Here is a 17,887-nt window from a genome sequence, read left to right as displayed (position 1 = left end):
ACGAATCGTGCTGTACGCCAAGGATCGTGGCTGCACGGCCCCCGGCTGCACGGTGCCCGGCTATTACAGCGAGGTCCACCACGTCGTCGGCTACGCCACCTGCGGCTGCACTGATGTCGACAACCTGACCTTCGGCTGCCCCACCCAACATCACATCGTCGAGCCCGAGGGCTGGAGCACCCGCAAAAACGCCAAGGGCGAAACCGAATGGATCCCACCGCCCCACCTCGAACGAGGCCAACCGCGAACCAACACCTACTGGCACCCCGAAAAACTCCTGCACGACGACGGTGACGACGACGACGCCGACGATGACGACGCAGCATAGCCCGCGGGCGCCGCAGCGATGATGTAGTCGTCGTACACTCACCAGGTTTGTTCGGCCGCGCGCACCAGCATGTGGTTGACCGCCACCCGGCGGTCGCGAGTCACCATGTAGCACACCGCATCCGCGATGTCCTCCGGCCGCAATTTGACCATGCCGGCGGTTTGCTTTTCGAACGCCGCACGCGAGGGTGCGGCCAGGTGGGTGAAAATCTCGGTGTCAACGGTGCCCGGACTCACCACGCCCACGCGAACCCTCTTGCCGAGCAACTCTTGTCGGATGCCTTCGCTGAACGCGTTCACCCCAAACTTGGTCAGGGAATAGACCGCGGTGCCGGGTCGGGCGACCCAGCCGCCCGTCGAGCCGATGGTGACCAGATCCGCCACCCCGCGCGGCGAGTCCGCGCCCGCGTCGATCAGGTGCGGCAGCGCGGCGCGGGTGGCGTAGAGGACGCCTTGCACGTTGACCGCGACCATGTCGTCCCAGTCTCGCAATGGTGCCTCGGCCGCGGGCCCGGATTGCATCAGTCCGGCGTTGTTGATCAGGGTATCCAGGCGACCCAATTCCGCGACGGTGTGTTGCACGGCGGACGCGACCTGTGCGGCGTCGGTGACGTCGGCGGGCACGACAAGCGCTGTGCCACCGGCGGATTCGATCTTGTTTTTCAGCTCGGTCAGCCGGTCTGCCCGGCGGGCGAGCAGGGCCACCGCGGCACCGTGGGCGGCCAACGCTTTCGCCGTTGCCGCGCCGATACCGCTGCTGGCGCCGGTCACCAGCGCCGCGGTGCCCGCGAGTTCACCCGTCATGTTCCGAGTATCTCGTGCAGGACGTAGTCGTTGTCCTCGCCCAGGTCCGGTGCGCCGCGCGAGATCCGCGCCGGGGCGCGCGCCATCCGCCACGAGGGGCCCAGGATCGGGCGTTGGCCTTCGCGGTGATCGCTGACGAAGCGATACAGCCCGCGGTCCCACAACCGCTGATCGCCGATCACGTCGAGGGCGGTGGCGCTCTTGGTCGCCGACACTCCAGCCAGGCGCAGGCGGTGGGCCAGCTGCTCGGCGTCGTGGTGCCGGGTTAGCAGCGCGAGGTCGGCGTCGAGCGCTTCGGCGTGACCGTGCCGGTCTTCCGCCGCGCGGTAGCGCGGATCGGCGGCCAGCGCCGCGGCGTCGAGCGCCTCGCACAGCCGCCGCCACTCGTCGTCGTCGGCCACCGCCACGGCGATCCACGAACCATCAGAGCAGGGATAGCAGCCGTGCGGGCACATGTCGGGGTGCTTGTTGCCGTCGGGCCCGAGGCTCGTTCCGGTGAGGCTTTGTTCGAGCAGGCGATCCCCGATCATCGACGACAGGGTTTCCACCGCGGACACGTCGACGAATTGTCCGGCGCCGGTCAGATCCCGATGCAGCAACGCGACAACCGCGGCGTACGCGGCCGCCGCGCCGACAGTGGAATCCCCGTACCGGATGCTCGTTCCGAGCGGCGGCCCGCCGGGATAGCCGACCAGCGAAGCAAGACCGGCCAGCGCGGCGAAGCACGGCGCGTAGCCCGTTTGATGGCCCAGCGGTCCGTCGTTGCCCCACATCTTGACCGACACCGAGATGATGTCCGGCTTGACCGCCGTGAGCTGTTCATGGCCGAGGCCCTGCCGCTCCATCGCGCCCGGGCGCAGGTTGTTGATGACGACGTCACTGCGGGCGATCAGCTCGTGCAGCCGCGCCATGTCGTCCGGCGACTTGATGTCGAGGTCCACGCTGAGGATTTCGGGGTTGATGCTCAGAAAGTACGGGGCGTGGTTGATGTCGGTGCCGCCGTAGGCCCGCATCTCCTCCGGGTGGGCGGCCGTTTCGACCTTGATCACTTCGGCGCCCAGCAGGGCCAGGAGCTTGCCGGCGTACGGTCCGGCCCATACCTTGGTCAGCTCGACGACGCGCACGCCCTGCAGCGGACCACCGCGCGGATTCTTGGGCGGTTTGAGTTGTGCCCACGTCGCCGCCGCCGGCGTCCGCGGGGTGTCGAGGCGTTTCAAGATCGTGGCGGTGTGTTGGCCGAGAGTCGGTGCCGGGGTGGCGATTTCGGCCGGTGTGGCACCGAGCGTGTACGGCACGGTGGGATACCCCGCACGACCCAGGACCGGGTGCGTGACGTCTTGGAAGAAACCACGATGGCGGTACTGCGGCGCCCGGTGCAGATCCGCGGCGCCGTTGACCGGGACCAACGGCACGCCCAGCCGCTGGGCTTGGTCGGCCGCGATCTCCTTGGCGAGACCCCGGACCCACTCCGCGAACCCGCGCTGAAACGTGGCAACCTTTTCCGGGGTAACGGAGAATTCCAGCCAGTCGTCGTCGAACGCGTCGAGCCATTCGGGCTGACCCATGAGCGCCTTGATGCCGTGCCAGTGGGCGCGACTGGTCATGTAGAGGTAGACGAAGCCGTCGGCGCACGGGAAGAACGCCGCCGGTCCCTGCTGGTCATAGTCGTCGCGGGTGCCCGCGGCCGCGACCTCGCCGGTGATGAATCGGCCCAGGATGGAGTCGGCCCGCGAGACCAGCACCGCATGCTCGGAAATGTCGATGGACTCGCCCCGGCCGGTGTGCAGGCGCCCGAACAGCGATGCCGCGATGCACAGCGCCGCCTCCAGCCCCGCCTCGTAGTCGGCGAGGAACCGGCCCGGACCTTGCAGCGGCGGCCGGCGGGGGTCCGGATGGCTGGGAGTGTGGTATCCCCAGCCGCTGGCGTGAAAGACGTTGATGCTCTTGGCGTTGTCGAATTCGGCGGGCGCGCCTTGGCCGAAGGGCGTGACCGAGCAGAACACCACGCCCGGATGTCGTTCGGGCCAGTCGGCCGCGCGCTCCTCGATGACCGCGTCGGCGCTGGCGATGAGCTTGTGCAAGCGCGCGGCGTCGCTGACGTCAAGCTCGATGGATTGCTTGTTGGTGTTGAGGTAGGCGAACAACACGCTGCCGTCAGGACCGTCGGCGAGGATGGGTGCCATCGCCCGCGTGCGGCTGCCGCGTCCCGGCGCTTCGACTTTGATGACCTCGGCGCCGAAATCGGCCAACAGCTTTCCGCAGTACTCCCCCGCGACCGACTCGGCCAGTTCGATGATCCTGATACCGGTCAGCGCCGACATGCCCACCCTCGCAACGAGATCAGGGCTTCTTGCGTCCGGAGCGGCTGAGCCGCCATTCGGGCGGGAAGTTCAGGTCGTTGTCCTTCACGACATTGTTGAGTCCCTTGCCGAAAGTTCCTTCGGTGAGGTCGACCTCGTTGTCCCGGTCGTTGGCGATCAGGGGGAGCATGCCCTCGACCATGCCGGTGAGCAGGCTCCCGAAGTATTCGCCCTTGTGCTGCTTGTAGAGCTCCAGGAAGGTCTTCTGCACCGCGACGGTGTCGGTCGGACGGGAGCGCGAGCATGCCATCGCGTACTTGAGCGTCTCGTCTTCGAGCTTCTCGCGCGGCACCACACTGTTGACGAAGCCGCACTCGTACATCTCCTTTGCGCTGAAAGGCCGCCCGGTGAACAGCATTTCGGAGAACTTTCGCAGACCCATCGTCTCGGCCCACCACCACAGCCGAGGCCCCCAGCCGACGTAGCGGAACGCCGGGTGCCCGAAGAGGGCGTCGTCGGAGGAGATCACCAAATCGGCGTCGCCGGCCTGATAGAAATGCCATCCGTAGCAATAGCCCTTGGCCTCGATGATGCTGATCTTGCGCAGTTCCTGCAGCGGCCGGTTTCCCGCGGGGGCCTTGGCATAGAAATCGGTGACGGTGGACAGATAGCGGTACGAGCCGCCCGGCGGGTACTTGACGTCGTCGTCGTTGATCGCGAGCTCGTGCAGCAGCGGCATGCCGGGGTTCTCCAGCATGGGGCGCTGCTCGGGCAGGTCGCCACCGCTACCGAAATCCTCACCCTCGCCGCGGATCACGACGACTTTGACGTCGTCGTCCACGTTGCACTTGTGGATCAGATCGGCATAGTTCTGCCGCATCCCCAGGGTGGTGGAGTTCTGCGCGTCGGGACGATCGAAGGTGATGTAGGCGATCCGGTTCTTCTTGTCCTTCTCGAACTTGATGTACTGCTCCGCTTCCTTCTTCAGCTTCACGTAGTCGTACTCAGGCATGGGTTCTCTCCACTTCTGTTATCGGTCATCTAGGCAGCAACGACGGCAGGGACTCCCAGCCCCGCACCGTCGACGTCGGGCTGAGCTTGGCGTTGCTCATATCGATCTCCCACTCGGGGAAGCGCTTCAGGATTTCTTCCAGCGCGACGCGGCCTTCCAGGCGCGCCAGCGCCGAACCGAGACAGAAGTGGGTGCCCACGCTGAAGGTGAGGTGCGGCCGGGCCTCGCGATGGATGTCGAATTCGCCTGCGTCCGGGCCGAACTGGCGCTCGTCGCGGCACGCCGCCCCGAGCAGCATCATCATCACGCTGCCCTCGGGCACCGTTCGGTCATACAGCGCGACGTCGCGGGTCACATACCGCGCCATGTGCGGCGCCGGCGGCTCGAAGCGCAACAGCTCCTCGATCGCCTGCGGGATGAGCGCGGGGTTGTCGACGAGTTCGCGGCGCTGATCCGGATGCTCCGCGAGCACCTTGCCCGCCCAACCGATCAAGCGCGTCGTCGTTTCGTTTCCCGCTCCGGCGACGACGTTGAGGTACACCAGGATTTCCGCCCGGGTCAGGCGCCGCGTAGTGCCGGTTTCGTCGACGAACTCGACGTTGAGCAGATCGGTCATGATGTCGTCGGACGGATGCTCGGCGCGCCAGTCGATGTAGGCCTCGAACTGTTCGCCGACGGACAGGCCCTGCTCCGCGGCCTTCATGGGCTTGCCGGCTTCCGTGCGCAGCTGCGCGTTGCCCCGGTCGCGGATGTACTCCTGATCGTCCTCGGGGATGCCGAGCAGCATGCTGATGACCTTCATCGGCATGATCGCGCCGAGATCGGTGACGAAGTCGAATCGCCCGGACCCCACCAGTGGATCCAGCAGCTGCGCGCAGAAGTCCCGGATCAACGGCTCCAGCGCGTTGATCTTGCGCGGGGTGAACATGCGCGACAGCAGCTTGCGGTGCACGTCGTGGATCGGAGGGTCTTCGAAAATGAGCATGCCTGCAGGGATTTCGAGGTTGGCTTTGATCAGCTCGAGGATCACGCCGCGGGCGGAGCTGTAGGTGCCGTGGTCGACAAGCGCCTTGTTGACATCGGCGAACCGGCTCAATGCGTAGAAGTCGTATTCGGCGTTGTAATACAGCGGCGCCTCGTCTCGCAGGCGGGCGAACATCGGATACGGGTCAGCGATGAGATCGACATCGTAGGGGTCGAAATGAACCTGACTGTCGGTGCTCGCCGTCACGAAATCCCTCCTACCATTAGCGTTTCCGTCGGCGCGGGCCGCCCGCCCCGGTCAAGCGTCCCTTGTCCGGACTCTTCAGCACGCCGGTGGCGATCGCCGCCAAGATCCGGTCGAGTCGTTCGGGGCTGTCAATGATCCTGTCGCCGTGGGCGAATCGCAGCAGCAGCCCGTTGATGAACGTCAGCGTGATGTTGCTCAGATCGTCGATGACGCCCGACTCCAATTCGGCACCGTGCGGCATGAGCTGCACCAGGATTTCCCGGTGCAACTTGGTGAACCCATCGGTGGCCTGTTGCAGAATGGCGGCCATCGCCGGATCGCGCACGGCCTGCATCGTCAGCTCGTAGCGTGCCTTCGTTCGGGACAACTGCGGCTCGGCGCCCGCTTGGATCACCACCTGTGACAATCGCGACGGCGAGGGATTGTCGCCCCGGCCATCGGCGGTGTCGGCGACGGAGCGCAGGCTTGCGAGGTCCAGCTCGGCCAGTCGTTCCGCGACGGCGCGCAGCAGCGCCGCACGGGTCCGGAAGTAAAAGGAAGTCGTGCCTTCGGGTACACCGGCCTTGCGGTCCACCTTCAGATGGCTCAGCCCCTTGGCCCCGTCGTCGGCCAGCAGTTGGATCGCCACATCGCAAAGGTCGCGGCGGCGCTCCACGGGATTGGGCTTTCGCCGTTTCGCCGCGGCCGGCGTGTATCGAGCCATGAGACGGCCGACATTACTCTATGTTCGTAGTGTCGGTAAAGGACTTGCCGCTACGATCGGCTTGGTCCCGTTTGCGAAAGGAGTGCGGTGGGTCCGGCAAAGAAAGCAACGGCGAGCGTCGTGCTGCTCGCCGCGGTGACGTGTGGGTGCCACACGACTCAGCACCCGGCGTCATCCACCACCCCGACCACCAAGGCGCCGCCCGCAACGACTCAATCGGTGCCAGCACCCGTCAACATTCAGCCCTTGCCGGTTCGCAAGGTGCAGAAGTCGCAACCCACCTCGCCCGACAAGTGCCCCGCGGCGAATGCGACCGCCCCCGCCGCGCCCGACAAGGTCCTCGCGGCCTGTGACCTCGCCCGGACCACCCTCTATACGTTGGGCCCGGAGGCGATGCGGCTCGGGCTGACCCAGGTGGACCCACCCAAGTCGCTGACCGCCGGCTTCTACGAGGTGCTGCTGACGCTGGACCAGCCGTCGGCGGCCGCCTGGGCGTCGTTCACCGCTGCGAATCTGCACGACCACGTCGCCTTCATCCGTGACGATCTCGTCCTGGAAGCCCCGTTGATCGAGTACCCGGTCGCCTCCGGACAGATCGCGCTGACCACGCAGACCGTTCAGGCCGCGGATCAGTTGGCGCAACTTGCCGGACGCCCCGCGTGACCGAGCTCGCCGTCGGCTTCCTCAGCGTATTCGCGCTTCCGCCAGTGGAGTTCGTCGGCGTCGCGGCAGACCTGGGCTGCCGGCACATCTCGACCATCGTGCAGGGACAGCCGTTGGTGCCACTCGGCTTTCGGCCATTCTCGCTGAAGGACCCCGCCGAGAGGAGAGAGCTGCGTGCGGCGATGAACGACCGCGGTGTGACGATCACGCTCGGTGACGGGTTCCTCGTGCTGCCCGGGGCCGATGTGCGCGATTTTCGCTCGGACCTCGACGCCCTGGCCGAGCTCGGCGTTCCCCGGATAAACGTGGTCAGCCTCGATCCCGATCTCGGCCACACGTTCGACCAATTCGGCGCGTTGGCCGAACTCGGTGCGCAACGCGAGATCGAAACCAACGTCGAACCGGTGCCCGGCCTGACCGTCGGCGACCTGCCCACCGCGGTCGCCGCCCTGGAACACGTCGGGCGACCCGATTTCCGGCTGTTGATCGACACCATGCATCTGGTGCGCTCGGGGTCCGGCGCCGCGGACCTTTCGGCCTTGGAACCCGAACACATCGGCTACGCCCAGCTCAACGACACCACGCTGGCGCCGTGCCTGGACAACTACATGGAGGAAGCCATGTACGAGCGCATGGTTCCCGGTGAAGGCGAATTGCCGCTGCGCGACATCCTCGCCGCACTGCCACCCGACATCGTGATCGAACTCGAGGTGCCCCGGCGATCGCTGGCGCTGGCCGGGGTCGGTCCTATCGACCGCCTGCGCCCGTGCGTGGACGCGGCCCGCCGTTTGTTGGCGGAAATATCAACTGGGTGAACGGGTTACGATCGGGTCGGCTCGCGCAGCGGGAGTCCGGCGGCGCGATAGATGGCATCGATCACGCTCATGTTCTCGATCGCGTCTTCCGGGGTCGTCTTGACCGGCTCGCCGCGCAGCACCGCCGCGGCGAACGCGTCGAGTTGATACGCGTAGGAGGCGCGGCGTGGGAATCGCTCGGTGCGTCTGCCGGCCGACGAACGGACCGAGAGCCGATGAAAATAAGCGGGCATCACCGGGTTGAGCACCCGTAGCTCGCCGCGGTCGCCGACGACCTTGGCATTGATCTGCAGCAGGCGCTTCGACCACATCGAGCAGCGAACCCGCCCGGTGTGCCCACCGGCAAACCGCAACTCGGCGGTCATGGCCCGGTCGACCTGGGGATCGCGCAATTTCGATTGCGCGGAAACGACTTCCGGGGTCGAACCGCCGAACGTGCGGACCATGTGCACCGCGTAGCACCCGGCGTCCATTGTCGCGCCGCCGGCGAGCGAATAGTTGTAGCGGATGTCCGAGAACTTCGGCAGCGGGAAGCACAGCGCGGCCTCCACCCGCTGGAGCGTGCCCAGCTCCCCCGACGCGATGATCTGCTCGACCCGCAATGTCAGCGGGTGGTAGCGGTAGTGAAATGCCTCCATCACCACGCGATCCGACTTCGCGGCAAGTTCGGCGATCTCGCGGGCTTCGGCGGCGTTGGCGGTGAACGGCTTTTCGCACAGCACGTGTTTGCCGGCGGCGAGCGCGGCGCGGGTCCATTTGCCGTGCAAGCCATTCGGCAGCGGGTTGTAGACGGCATCGATGCCGGGGTCGGCGATCAGCTTGTCGTAGTCGTCGTGCACCCGCGCGATATCGTGCTTCGCGGCGAAGGCCTGAGCACGCGCCACATCGCGCGCCGCGACGGCGGCCACCTCGACCTCGGCGTTGTCCTTGGCGGGGTTGGTGAGCGCCAACGGCGCGATGCGGGCCGCGCCGAGAATGCCGATCCGTACGAGTTCAGACACGGACCGACGCTAGCAGCTGACGCGGCTCATTCCGCTGCGCCCGTCGAGTGTGCGTCCAGGGCTTCGAGTGTGCGTCCACGGCGCCCTGCGCGCACACGCAAAATCCCTCAGTGCACACTCGGGCGGCGCGCGAATGCGGGCGCGTGCTCGGGACGAACCCCGACGCCGACGAAATACGCGGGTACCACCGACAGCCACGGCAGCCGCTGCACCAAGCCCAGGAGGGCGTCCGGTGGCGTCGGGTCCGCCCCGCGCAGCAGCGGGCCAAGCAGCGCCCTCTGCAACACGCGTTGCACCGCCTGGGTCACCACGGTCGGAAACAGGCGGCGGCGCCGGACGGCGGCCAGGTCGCGATCCGTGACGCGGTGCCGCCGCAGCGGTTCGGCCAGGATCGTTGCCGCCGCGACGGCGTCTTGGACGGCCAGATTGATGCCGACACCGCCCAGCGGAGACATCGCGTGCGCAGCGTCGCCGATGCACAGCAGCCCGTCGGTGTGCCAGCGGCGCAACCGATTCACGTGCACGTCGAGGTGCTTGATGTCGTCCATGGAGGTGAGCGTCGCCGCCGATACGCCGGCATCGGGCAGTAGCGCGTCAACATCGCGCCGGAAGGCCTCAATGCCGCGTGCGCGTAACTGCGCATCGCCCCCCTTGGGCCCGAGGTAGGCAATCTGGTCGTAGCCTTTGCGCGGGATCACGACAAGGGCCTTGCCGGGCGCCAAGCGAGGCAAGAAGGTGAATTCCTCTTCACCGTCCCGCGGCAATCTGAACCACCACACGTCGAAGTTCACCGGGAATTCCCGGGTCTTGAGTCCGGCGTCACGCTGCGGGATCGACCACCGGCCGTCGCACGCCACCGTCAACTCGGCCCGCAGTTCGCCGGGGCCCTCGGGCCCTTCGTAGCGCACCCCGGTGACCTTGCCGCCCTCCCGCAGCAACCCGGTGACCTCGGTCTTCATCCGCAACGTGAAGGTCGGCTCGGCCTGGGCGGCCTCGGCCAGCAGATTGAGCAGGTCCCACTGCGGCACCATGGCGATGAAGGGATGGGGTTGGCGCAGACGTTCGAAGTCGACGTAAGTCACCGAGCGGCCATTGGACTCGAACCTCGCCTTGCGGACCTCGCTATAGCCCAACCCCGAGAAGCGCTCCCACAAGCCCAGCTCGTCGAGCAGCCGCAGCGTGGTCGGGTGCACGGTGTCACCGCGGAAGTCGCGCAGAAAGTCGCCGTGCTTCTCCAGCAGGGTGACGTCCACGCCCGCCCGAGCCAACAACAGCCCGAGGATCATCCCGGCCGGGCCGCCGCCGATAATCGCGCAAGTAGTTTCCTCGACCATCAGCGCTCAGCGTACGTGGTGATTTCAGCCGAGCAATTGGGTGTCGATTTCGAAAACCGAGACGGGATCGAGGATCACGCCGCTTTCCTCGACATAGCGATCCCACAGCTCGAGCAGTTCGGCAAGCTTCTCGGGACGCGCGGCGGCCAGGTCGTCGATTTCACCGGGATCAGCCGAGAGGTCGTAGAGCTGCCAGGTGCCCGGACCGTAGGGTTCGGGCAGCCACAGCGCCTTCCAGTCGCCCTGGCGAATGGCGCGGCGGCCGAACAGCTCCCAACCGGTGCCGGTGTCGCCCTCGTGGACTGCGTCGGTGTCGCCCGACAGGTACGGCACCAGCGACCGGCCGCGCATGGGTGCTATTTCGCGGCCGCGGTAGCTGGTTCCGGGGTGCGTGGTGCCGGCGAGTTCCAGGACGGTCGGGGCGATGTCCATCACGGTCGCGAAGGCCGTGCCGATCTCGCGCTGCCGGTCGAAGCCGGGCCAGGTCACGAAGCCCACCACCCGGATTCCGCCTTCGGTGGTGAACGCCTTGTGCAGCCGCGACGGCGCCGTGGCGGCCTGGGCCCAGCGCGGCCCGTACCAGATGTACGAGGTGGGCCGCCCGAGGTTGTCGAGACTGTTGTCGTAGTACTTCTCGATCTGCGCGGCGATCCGGGCGCCATGCAGAGGCATCGCCTCGACGATCGCGCCCTCGGCGCCGTTGTCGGACAAGAAGATCACGACCGTGTCGTCGAGTTCGCCGGTGCCGGCCAGGTAGTCGATCACCCGTCCGATGTTCCAGTCCATCCGGTCGACCATCCCGGCGTAGACCTCCATGCTGCGCGCCGAGAGCGCGCGCTGCTCGTCGGTCATGTCGGCCCATTCCGGAGCGCCGTCGGCGACGACCGGGTGCGGGGTGACGCCGGGCGGGCACAGACCGAGTCGCGTGAGCGCCGCCAAGCGAGCCTCGCGCAGCGCGTCCGGACCTGCGTCGTAGCACCCGCGGTAGGTGGCGATGGATTCGTCGGGCGCCTGCAGCGGCCAGTGGGGCGCTTGGAACGGCAGGTAGGCGAAGAACGGTCGGTCCTGATCGTCGGGGCGCTCGGCGCGTTCACGGAAGTAGCGCAGCAGGGTGTCGGTGTAGAAGTCCGATGAGTAGAAGTCGTCGTCGACCGTGACGAACTGGTCATCCTCGGTGTAAAGCCGTGGCACCGGCGCGAAACCGTCGGCCGCGGCACCACCGTAGTGGCTGGCACCCGCCGGCAACAGCGCGAACGACCGCTCGAATCCGCGCGCCCACGGGGAGGTCTCGATCGTGTCGCCCAGGTGCCATTTGCCCGACATGAGCGTCAGGTATCCGGCGTCGCGCAGCAGCTCCGGCAACGCGACGACGCGATCGTTCAGATAGCCCTCGTAGCCGGGCGCGCCCTGGAATTCGGGGATCGCGACCTCGAGCATCGTTCCAATGCCGGCGATGTGGTGATCGGTGCCGGTCAACAACATCGCCCGGGTGGGCGAGCAGGCCGGCGCCGAATGAAAATCGGTCAGCCGGACCCCCGCGTAGGCGAGCCGGTCCAGATTCGGCGTGTTGATCTCACCGCCGAAGGCGCCGATATCGGAAAACCCCAAATCGTCCGCCACGATGACCAAGAAGTTGGGCCGCTTCACGGTCAAGCATCCTGTCAGGTCTGGCGGCCGAACGGAACTTCTGTCGCCGCCGCCATCGCCGTTATGGTCAGTGGATGCTGCAACAGTTTGGGATGTCCATTCCGTTGGTCGCCGCCCCGATGTCGGGCGGCCCGACGACCCCGGCGATGGTGGCGGCGGCGACCCGAGCGGGTGGTCTGGGGCTCCTCGCGGCCGGCTACAAGACCGTGGAGGCTGTCGAGGCCGAGATCAAGAGCGTTCGCGCCGAGGGAATCCCGTTCGGCATCAACGTGTTTGCCCCTAATCCGCTGCCGGTCGATCCCGACGCTTACCGGGTGTACGCCGCGACCATCCAGAGGGAGGCCGACCAGTTCGGCGTGACCGTGCCGTCGGAGCCGATTGAGGACACCGACGCCTTCGACGAGAAGATCGCGCTGTTGCTCGACGATCCGGTGCCGATGGTGTCTTTCACCTTCGGGATACCGCCGCGCGAAGTGATCACCGCGCTGCAACGGGCGAATAGCGTTGTCGTTCAAACGGTTACAACCGTCGAGGAGGCGGCGCAAGCGCACCAGGCCGGTGTCGACATGCTTGCCGTGCAGGCGGCGGCCGCGGGCGGCCATTCCGCCACCCTTTCGCCGCGGAAACCGTTGACGCCCGTCCCGATCGTTGACCTCGTCAAACAGATCATCGCGACCGTGCCGTTGCCGGTGATGGCCACGGGTGGGCTCGCCACTCCGGCCGCAGTGGCCGAGGTCATCCGCGCGGGCGCCGCGGCGGCAGCGGTCGGAACGGTCCTGCTTCGTGCCGCCGAAAGCGGCGCCTCGGCCACCCACCAGGCGGCCCTCATCGATCCCGCATACACCGAGACGGTGATCACTCGGGCCTTCACCGGCCGGCCGGCCCGCGGCCTGCGCAACGCGTTCATCGACGCGCACGAGGCGGAGGCGCCCCTGGGCTATCCGGCGGTTCACTACCTCACCACCGCTATGCGCAAAGCCGCCGCGGCGGCGGGCAAACCCGACTACGTCCATCTGTGGGCGGGCACCGGGTACCGCCACGCCAGTGCGGAGCCGACGGCCGACATTCTGCGACGATTGGCTTCCGAGCTCTGATCTACCCCCGCGCCGTCGCTAGTCTCCCCCGCCGCCGTGTCCCTTGCCGTGGCCCTTGCCCGGGCCGTGCCACGGCGGGGCCGGGGGCGGTGCCGTCGGCGTCGCCGGCGGCGCGGGATTGCTGACGGGAACCGGCACGGGTGTGCTGGTGGTGACGGGTTTGGCGGGCGCGTGCGAGGACGACGCGTCGAGCGCGAATGCCAGCGGGATGAGCATCAGGACGGCCAAAACCGCCAGGGCGCCCAGCACCTTCCTTCGGGTGCTCGTCATTTGAACTAGCGCGGGAAAAAACGTGTTGGTGACCAAGCCGGGCGGCGGTCCGTCCAGCACCTTGGTCGCGGGACGCCGCGGTTGGGCAACTCGCACGCCCAGCGGGGGCACGATCCAACCGCCGTGCAGCGCGGCCCGCATCTCCTCGGCGCTGCCGAACCGCTGTCGCGGGTCACGGGCCATCGCGCGTTCGATCAGCGCTATCAGGCCGGGATCGACGTCGGGCCGCAGCCCGGCGAGTGGAGGTGGCTGTCCGTGCAAAATGGCACTGGCCAGCGCTGCCACATTTTCTTGCGGGAACGGGCGATGCCCGGCGAGCGCTTCATAGCCGACGACTCCGACGGCATAGAGGTCGTCGGCCACGCGGGCGGGCGCACCGGCGAGGCGCTCGGGGCTCAGATAGGCGATGGTCCCCACGATGTGGCCGGTCAGAGTGTTGGTGGCCTCCGGGGTCTTGGCGATCCCGAAGTCCGCGACCTTCATGATCTCGCCACCCGCCGCGAGCAGGATGTTTCCGGGTTTGATGTCGCGGTGCAGGATCGCGGCGCTGTGCGCCGCGGTCAGCGCCGAGAGGACGTTGTCGAGCATCGCACCCATCCGCGCAGGCGACAGCGGACCGGCGGCTATCTGGTCGGCCAGGCTCTCTCCGGGCAACCGTTCCATCACGATGAACGGTGTGCCGTCGTGCTCGCCGATGTCGTGGACGGCGACGATGTTCGGGTGGTTGAGCGTCGCGGCCGCGTGCGCCTCGGCGTCGAACCGGTTGCGGATGCCATTCTGGGCACTCAACGCCGGGTGCAGGAGTTTGATGGCAACGGGGCGGCGCAGTCGGGTGTCCCAGCCGTCGCGAACCTCGGCCATGCCACCAAGGCCCAGCCTGTTGTGCATCTCGTACCGGCCAGCGAGCAACACAAGAGTGTTCATCTGACCTGCTAACTCTGTGCAACTTGCGATCGTGCGCTTGGCGCAAAACGCCGAAGCGTGGTTACCCCGACATCGTCGGCTCAAAACGCACACGTATCGGGGCGCTGCCCGCGTCAGAAGGCGTCGGGATTCTGCTGGACCTCGACGGGCACCGGGTGTTGGTACAGGCGCGACGCGTTCTCCCACGTGAATTTGCGGATCGCGTCGGGCGGTAGGTCGCCGATTTCTTCGTGGATCGTTTGTTGGGTGCGCGGCCACGTCGAGTCGCAATGTGGATAGTCGGCTTCCAGCATGATGTTGTCCATACCGATCCGGTCGCGCTGCACGAACGACGACTTGTCCTCTACCGCGCAGAACCAGAAGTTGCGGGTGAAAACCTCTGCGGGAGACAGACTCTCACCGAGCGCCTGCCAGGTGCCGTACATCGCGTGATAGCTGAGCATGTGATCGAGGCGGTCGAGTAGACCTGCGACCCAGCCGATTCCGCCTTCGGACAAGCAGATCTTGAGTTCCGGGAACCTGCTGGGCAGACCGGAATACAACCAGTCGACCGCCGCCGAGATCGCGTAGGCGAAGAACAGCACACCCTGCACGTCCGGCGGCGCGTCGTCGGTGGTGGACGGCGACGCGCCCGACGAACCGATGTGGAGATTGACGACGGTGCCGGTCTCGGCGCATGCCGCGATCATCGGATCCCAATGACCCGAATGGATGCTCGGCAATCCCAGCATCGCGGGGTTCTCGCTGAACGTCACTGCGTGAAATCCACGGTCGGCGTTCTCGCGGATCATCTCCGCGCCCAGCTCGGGGTCCAGCAGCCACGGCAGCTGGCAGGGAATGATCCGTTCGGGATACGACCCCGCCCACACCTCGAGGTGCCAGTCGTTCCAGGCGCGGACGGCGGCCAACGCGAGGTCGCGATCGGTGGTCACCTGTTGGAGGCGCTGCCCGGCGAACCCCGGTAGGAACGACGGGAAGTTGAGCGACGCGTAGATGCCGTTGAGGTCCATGTCTTTGACGCGCTCGTGGATATCCCATGCGCCCCTGCGCATCTCATCGAATCTGACCGGCTCGAACCCGTATTCGGCCACCGGCCGACCGACCACCGCGTTGAACCCGACATTGGGCAATTCGCGGCCGTCGTAGACCCACGTTTGCCCGCCTTCCTCGGTGTCCACCACTCTCGGTGCACGATCGGCGAACTTGTGCGGCAGGCGTCCGGCGAAGGTATCCGGCGGTTCGACGATGTGATCGTCCACCGAGATCACCGTGTAGCGCCGCGGTGCCCGGGGCGGGTCCGGAAGAAAGGTGACGGAGCGATCCTCACCCGTCCTGGCGGTGGTGAAGTTCAGGTTCGCGGCCAACTCGTCGATCGATTTCATGATTCACCTGAGCACATCGGGATCGGCCTTGATCGTCATCCGGGCTGCCCCCGCCCAGTACACGTCGGCGGCCCGTTCGACCAGCGACCGCTGCATGCCCGCCATGTCCGGCCAGTTCATCTTCACCGGTTCCTTGCCGGTGAGCATGACGTCGTAGGCCAGCTTGCATACCCGTTCGATCGATGCCGCGCGATAAACGGCTTGGGCCAGGTTGCTTCCGGTCGCGATGACGCCGTGGTTGGCCAGAATTGTCAGGTTGGCGCCGCCGATGCGGGCGGCGAGTTCGGCCGCGCGGGAGGGGCTGTCGATTTCGCCGTCGTACGTGTCGACCAGGCACAGGTCATCCAGGAAGAGCGAACCGGTCTGGTGCACCAATTCCGGCAGCCGGCCGAGGGCGGCCAGTACGCAGACATAGTAGGGGTGGTTGTGGATGACGACCCGGGCGTCTTCGCGGACCCGGTGCAGTTCGGTATGGATGTGGATCGCCGGCGTCACGTCCCAACGGCCCCGCACCACCCGTGCGTCGCCGTCCACCACGCAGATATCGGAGGCGGTGAGTTCGGCCCACCACAGTCCCCATGGGTTGACGAACATGTCGGTGTGCCCGTCGGGCTGCCAGGTGATGTGTCCGGCCATGTTCTCGGCGAATCCGATGCCGGCCAGGTGGCGAAACGCCACCGCGAGTGCCTGCTCGTCGGATAGTTCCGGGATCGGGGGCACCACCGAGGGCGCCCATACCTCCAGACCGCCTCGCCGTGCCTCAGGAGCGTTCATGATCGGCCTCCATCCTTCCTCGGATATCGCGGCGGAGCTCGCCTTTGGCGATCTTTCCTCCGGACGATCGGGGTAGTTCGTCGATGACGATGAGTCGTTCCGGCAGTAGTTCTTTGGAAACCCCCAGTGCCAGCAGGTGGTTGACGAGTTCGGGCAAGTCGATGGCCTGCGCATCGGCGAGTTCGGCATACAGGCAGACTTTTTCGCCGAACACCGGATCGGGCATCGCCACCGCGGCCGCCAGCGCGATCCCGGGGTGCGTCAGCACCGCGTCCTCAACCTGGGCGGCGCTGATATTCTTGCCGCCCCGCACGATGAAGTCGGATGTCCGGCCCGTGACGCTCAGGTAGCCATCCGCGTCGATCTCGCAGATGTCTCCCATCCGCATCCACCCGTCGCTGGTGAACAGCTGGTCGTGGTCGAGGCCGTCGAGGTAGCCCAAGCTCGTCGCCGGGCCGCGGCATGCGGGTTGCCCTCGCCCCGTATCGGTGACGTCTCTATCGCCGTCGAAGAGCCGGACCGCCATCTCGGGGACGACCCGGCCACCCGTGCGGAGCCGGCGCTGCGGTGTGTCGTCTAACGTGGTCCCGCTGAGCAGTCCGGTCTCGTTCGAGCCGTAGAACTGCAGAATCGTTGCGCCCGTGAGCCGCTCGAACTCGACGGCGGGCCGATACGGCAACGCCTCGCCGCCGGCGAAAACGACCCGCAAGGTGCTGAGGTCGTACTCCCGGCATGCGGGGTCGGCCATCAACATCGTCAATTGTGTACTGACACAGCACAATACGGTGACCCCATGTTGCGCTATTGCTTCACACGCCGCCTTCGGAGCGAAGCGTTCCAGGATTACCGCGGTGGCGCTGAGGTGGATCGGGGTGGTGTGGCTGGTCCATATTCCGAAGCCAAACGGCGTCGGGATGACCGGCAAGAAGACGTCGCCCGGCGTCAGGAGCCCGTTCGCGACGGCCTTCTGGTGAAAGTAGAACCAGCGATTCTGGGTGTGCACGACGCACTTGGGCAGGCCGGTGGTCCCGGACGTGGAGTTGATCAGGAAGACATCGTCGGGACCGAGCCCGGAACTGGATCCCGGTGACCCGGGCTCCACCTCGATGTCCAGGCGCAGGCCGACCGCGTCGTGACTCAAGGTCATCGACTCGATGGCCATATCCGCCGCGAGCTCGCTGCGCCGGTGGTCGCTGATCAGGACCTTTGGCCGCGCAGCGCGCAGTATCGCGGCGACCTCGCGGGTTCCGGCGCGCGCGCCGACGCCGACGACCACCGCGCCGCAGCGTTCGATCGCCACGAACAGCGCGTGAATCGCGGCGGAGTCGCCGTGCCAGACCGCGACTCGATCGCCCCGCGCGATGCCGGCACCGGTCAGTTGTGCGGCCAAATTGGTTGCCGCATCGTCGAATTCACGCCATGTCAACGAGGCGCCGGCGTGGTCGATATAGGCGGGACGGCCCGGCGAGTGGACGGCGTTGCGGCGTACCGCGTCCGACAGCGTCGAGTCGGACCACCAGCCGGCCGCGCGAAACCGGGCCGGGTCCTCGTCGCTGAATGCCGGCGAGCCCACGGTGTCCAGCCCGCCGGCGCTCATCCCCAGATC

General features: G+C 66.9%; 16 protein-coding genes. 4 read left to right on the top strand and 12 right to left on the bottom strand.

The genetic code is table 11. The features are described 5' to 3' along the window. Nucleotides 1-328 (top strand): HNH endonuclease signature motif containing protein (locus ACQI5H_RS19155; protein WP_427080900.1); only part of this gene is annotated, 328 nt, incomplete at its 5' end. A 38-nt stretch (nt 329-366) separates the two neighbouring features. Here ACQI5H_RS19155 and ACQI5H_RS19150 read toward each other — a convergent pair. Genes ACQI5H_RS19150 through ACQI5H_RS19130 form a run of 5 tightly spaced genes read right to left on the bottom strand, consistent with a single transcriptional unit; the run spans nt 367 to nt 6,377 of the window. Next, entirely contained in the window at nt 367-1,131 is a 765-nt protein-coding gene (locus tag ACQI5H_RS19150) for an SDR family NAD(P)-dependent oxidoreductase (RefSeq protein ID WP_427080899.1), read from the bottom strand. Further along, the gene (locus ACQI5H_RS19145) at nt 1,128-3,452 is read right to left on the bottom strand and encodes a CaiB/BaiF CoA transferase family protein (protein WP_427080898.1); all 2,325 of its coding nucleotides are present in this window, start codon (nt 3,450-3,452) and stop codon (nt 1,128-1,130) included. The genes ACQI5H_RS19150 and ACQI5H_RS19145 overlap by 4 nt, the downstream gene beginning before the upstream one ends. 19 nt (nt 3,453-3,471) lie before the next feature. After that, nucleotides 3,472-4,443 carry an enoyl-CoA hydratase/isomerase family protein gene (locus ACQI5H_RS19140; RefSeq protein WP_427080897.1) on the bottom strand — a complete coding sequence of 324 codons (972 nt, stop codon included), beginning with the start codon at nt 4,441-4,443 and terminating at the stop codon, nt 3,472-3,474. A gap of 25 nt (nt 4,444-4,468) precedes the next feature. Beyond that, nucleotides 4,469-5,674 carry a cytochrome P450 gene (locus ACQI5H_RS19135; protein ID WP_427080896.1) on the bottom strand — a complete coding sequence of 402 codons (1,206 nt, stop codon included), beginning with the start codon at nt 5,672-5,674 and terminating at the stop codon, nt 4,469-4,471. Between the two features lie 16 nt (nt 5,675-5,690). After that, nucleotides 5,691-6,377, bottom strand: a complete 687-nt coding sequence (locus tag ACQI5H_RS19130) for a TetR/AcrR family transcriptional regulator (protein ID WP_427080895.1) — start codon at nt 6,375-6,377, stop codon at nt 5,691-5,693. Nucleotides 6,378-6,464: 87 nt separating this feature from the next. Here ACQI5H_RS19130 and ACQI5H_RS19125 point away from each other — a divergent pair, with 87 nt between their 5' ends. Next, entirely contained in the window at nt 6,465-7,040 is a 576-nt protein-coding gene (locus tag ACQI5H_RS19125; RefSeq protein ID WP_427080894.1) for a SecDF P1 head subdomain-containing protein, read from the top strand. After that, nucleotides 7,037-7,855: a sugar phosphate isomerase/epimerase family protein gene (locus ACQI5H_RS19120; RefSeq protein ID WP_427080893.1), complete on the top strand. Its 819-nt coding sequence runs from the start codon at nt 7,037-7,039 to the stop codon at nt 7,853-7,855. The genes ACQI5H_RS19125 and ACQI5H_RS19120 overlap by 4 nt, the downstream gene beginning before the upstream one ends. 5 nt (nt 7,856-7,860) lie before the next feature. Here ACQI5H_RS19120 and ACQI5H_RS19115 read toward each other — a convergent pair whose 3' ends face one another. The 3 genes from ACQI5H_RS19115 to ACQI5H_RS19105 all read right to left on the bottom strand — a co-directional run bounded on the left by ACQI5H_RS19115 (nt 7,861) and on the right by ACQI5H_RS19105 (nt 11,837). Further along, complete coding sequence (locus ACQI5H_RS19115; protein ID WP_427080892.1) at nt 7,861-8,856, bottom strand: Gfo/Idh/MocA family protein; 996 nt, start codon at nt 8,854-8,856, stop codon at nt 7,861-7,863. 107 nt (nt 8,857-8,963) lie between these two features. Beyond that, nucleotides 8,964-10,190: an FAD-dependent oxidoreductase gene (locus tag ACQI5H_RS19110; protein WP_427080891.1), complete on the bottom strand. Its 1,227-nt coding sequence runs from the start codon at nt 10,188-10,190 to the stop codon at nt 8,964-8,966. Between the two features lie 24 nt (nt 10,191-10,214). Then, nucleotides 10,215-11,837: an arylsulfatase gene (locus tag ACQI5H_RS19105; RefSeq protein ID WP_427080890.1), complete on the bottom strand. Its 1,623-nt coding sequence runs from the start codon at nt 11,835-11,837 to the stop codon at nt 10,215-10,217. Nucleotides 11,838-11,911: 74 nt separating this feature from the next. On the opposite strand from ACQI5H_RS19105, the gene ACQI5H_RS19100 reads away from it, so the two are divergent. After that, nucleotides 11,912-12,931, top strand: coding sequence for a nitronate monooxygenase (locus tag ACQI5H_RS19100; RefSeq protein WP_427080889.1), 1,020 nt, complete (start codon nt 11,912-11,914; stop codon nt 12,929-12,931). An 18-nt stretch (nt 12,932-12,949) separates the two neighbouring features. On the opposite strand, the gene ACQI5H_RS19095 is transcribed toward ACQI5H_RS19100, so the two are convergent. From ACQI5H_RS19095 to ACQI5H_RS19080, 4 genes are all read right to left on the bottom strand, one after another. Continuing rightward, entirely contained in the window at nt 12,950-14,125 is a 1,176-nt protein-coding gene (locus ACQI5H_RS19095) for a serine/threonine-protein kinase (protein ID WP_427080888.1), read from the bottom strand. A gap of 113 nt (nt 14,126-14,238) precedes the next feature. Further along, a complete protein-coding gene (locus tag ACQI5H_RS19090; RefSeq protein ID WP_427080887.1) occupies nt 14,239-15,507 on the bottom strand; it encodes an amidohydrolase family protein in 1,269 nt (422 codons plus the stop codon). 3 nt (nt 15,508-15,510) lie between these two features. Further along, complete coding sequence (locus ACQI5H_RS19085; RefSeq protein WP_427080886.1) at nt 15,511-16,281, bottom strand: class II aldolase/adducin family protein; 771 nt, start codon at nt 16,279-16,281, stop codon at nt 15,511-15,513. Further along, on the bottom strand, nt 16,268-17,878 hold the full coding sequence (locus tag ACQI5H_RS19080) for a class I adenylate-forming enzyme family protein (protein ID WP_427080885.1): 1,611 nt from the start codon (nt 17,876-17,878) through the stop codon (nt 16,268-16,270). Before ACQI5H_RS19080 ends, ACQI5H_RS19085 begins: the two co-directional genes overlap by 14 nt. Between the last annotated feature and the right edge of the window lie 9 nt (nt 17,879-17,887).

Source organism: Mycobacterium heidelbergense (assembly GCF_050205645.1).
In the GTDB taxonomy this organism is placed as follows: domain Bacteria; phylum Actinomycetota; class Actinomycetes; order Mycobacteriales; family Mycobacteriaceae; genus Mycobacterium; species Mycobacterium heidelbergense_A.
Note: the sequence above shows the minus strand (reverse complement) of the source record. Positions and strands in the feature narration are given on the sequence as shown.

Bases quoted from the DNA above. Each gene is read 5' to 3' on its own strand.
- ACQI5H_RS19090 (WP_427080887.1), bottom strand. From the start codon at position 15,507: ATGAAATCGATCGACGAGTTGGCCGCGAACCTGAACTTCACCACCGCC.
- ACQI5H_RS19080 (WP_427080885.1), bottom strand. From the start codon at position 17,878: ATGAGCGCCGGCGGGCTGGACACCGTGGGCTCGCCGGCATTCAGCGAC.
- ACQI5H_RS19095 (WP_427080888.1), bottom strand. From the start codon at position 14,125: ATGAACACTCTTGTGTTGCTCGCTGGCCGGTACGAGATGCACAACAGG.
- ACQI5H_RS19145 (WP_427080898.1), bottom strand. From the start codon at position 3,452: ATGTCGGCGCTGACCGGTATCAGGATCATCGAACTGGCCGAGTCGGTC.
- ACQI5H_RS19140 (WP_427080897.1), bottom strand. From the start codon at position 4,443: ATGCCTGAGTACGACTACGTGAAGCTGAAGAAGGAAGCGGAGCAGTAC.
- ACQI5H_RS19100 (WP_427080889.1), top strand. From the start codon at position 11,912: ATGCTGCAACAGTTTGGGATGTCCATTCCGTTGGTCGCCGCCCCGATG.
- ACQI5H_RS19130 (WP_427080895.1), bottom strand. From the start codon at position 6,377: ATGGCTCGATACACGCCGGCCGCGGCGAAACGGCGAAAGCCCAATCCC.
- ACQI5H_RS19110 (WP_427080891.1), bottom strand. From the start codon at position 10,190: ATGGTCGAGGAAACTACTTGCGCGATTATCGGCGGCGGCCCGGCCGGG.
- ACQI5H_RS19150 (WP_427080899.1), bottom strand. From the start codon at position 1,131: ATGACGGGTGAACTCGCGGGCACCGCGGCGCTGGTGACCGGCGCCAGC.
- ACQI5H_RS19085 (WP_427080886.1), bottom strand. From the start codon at position 16,281: ATGAACGCTCCTGAGGCACGGCGAGGCGGTCTGGAGGTATGGGCGCCC.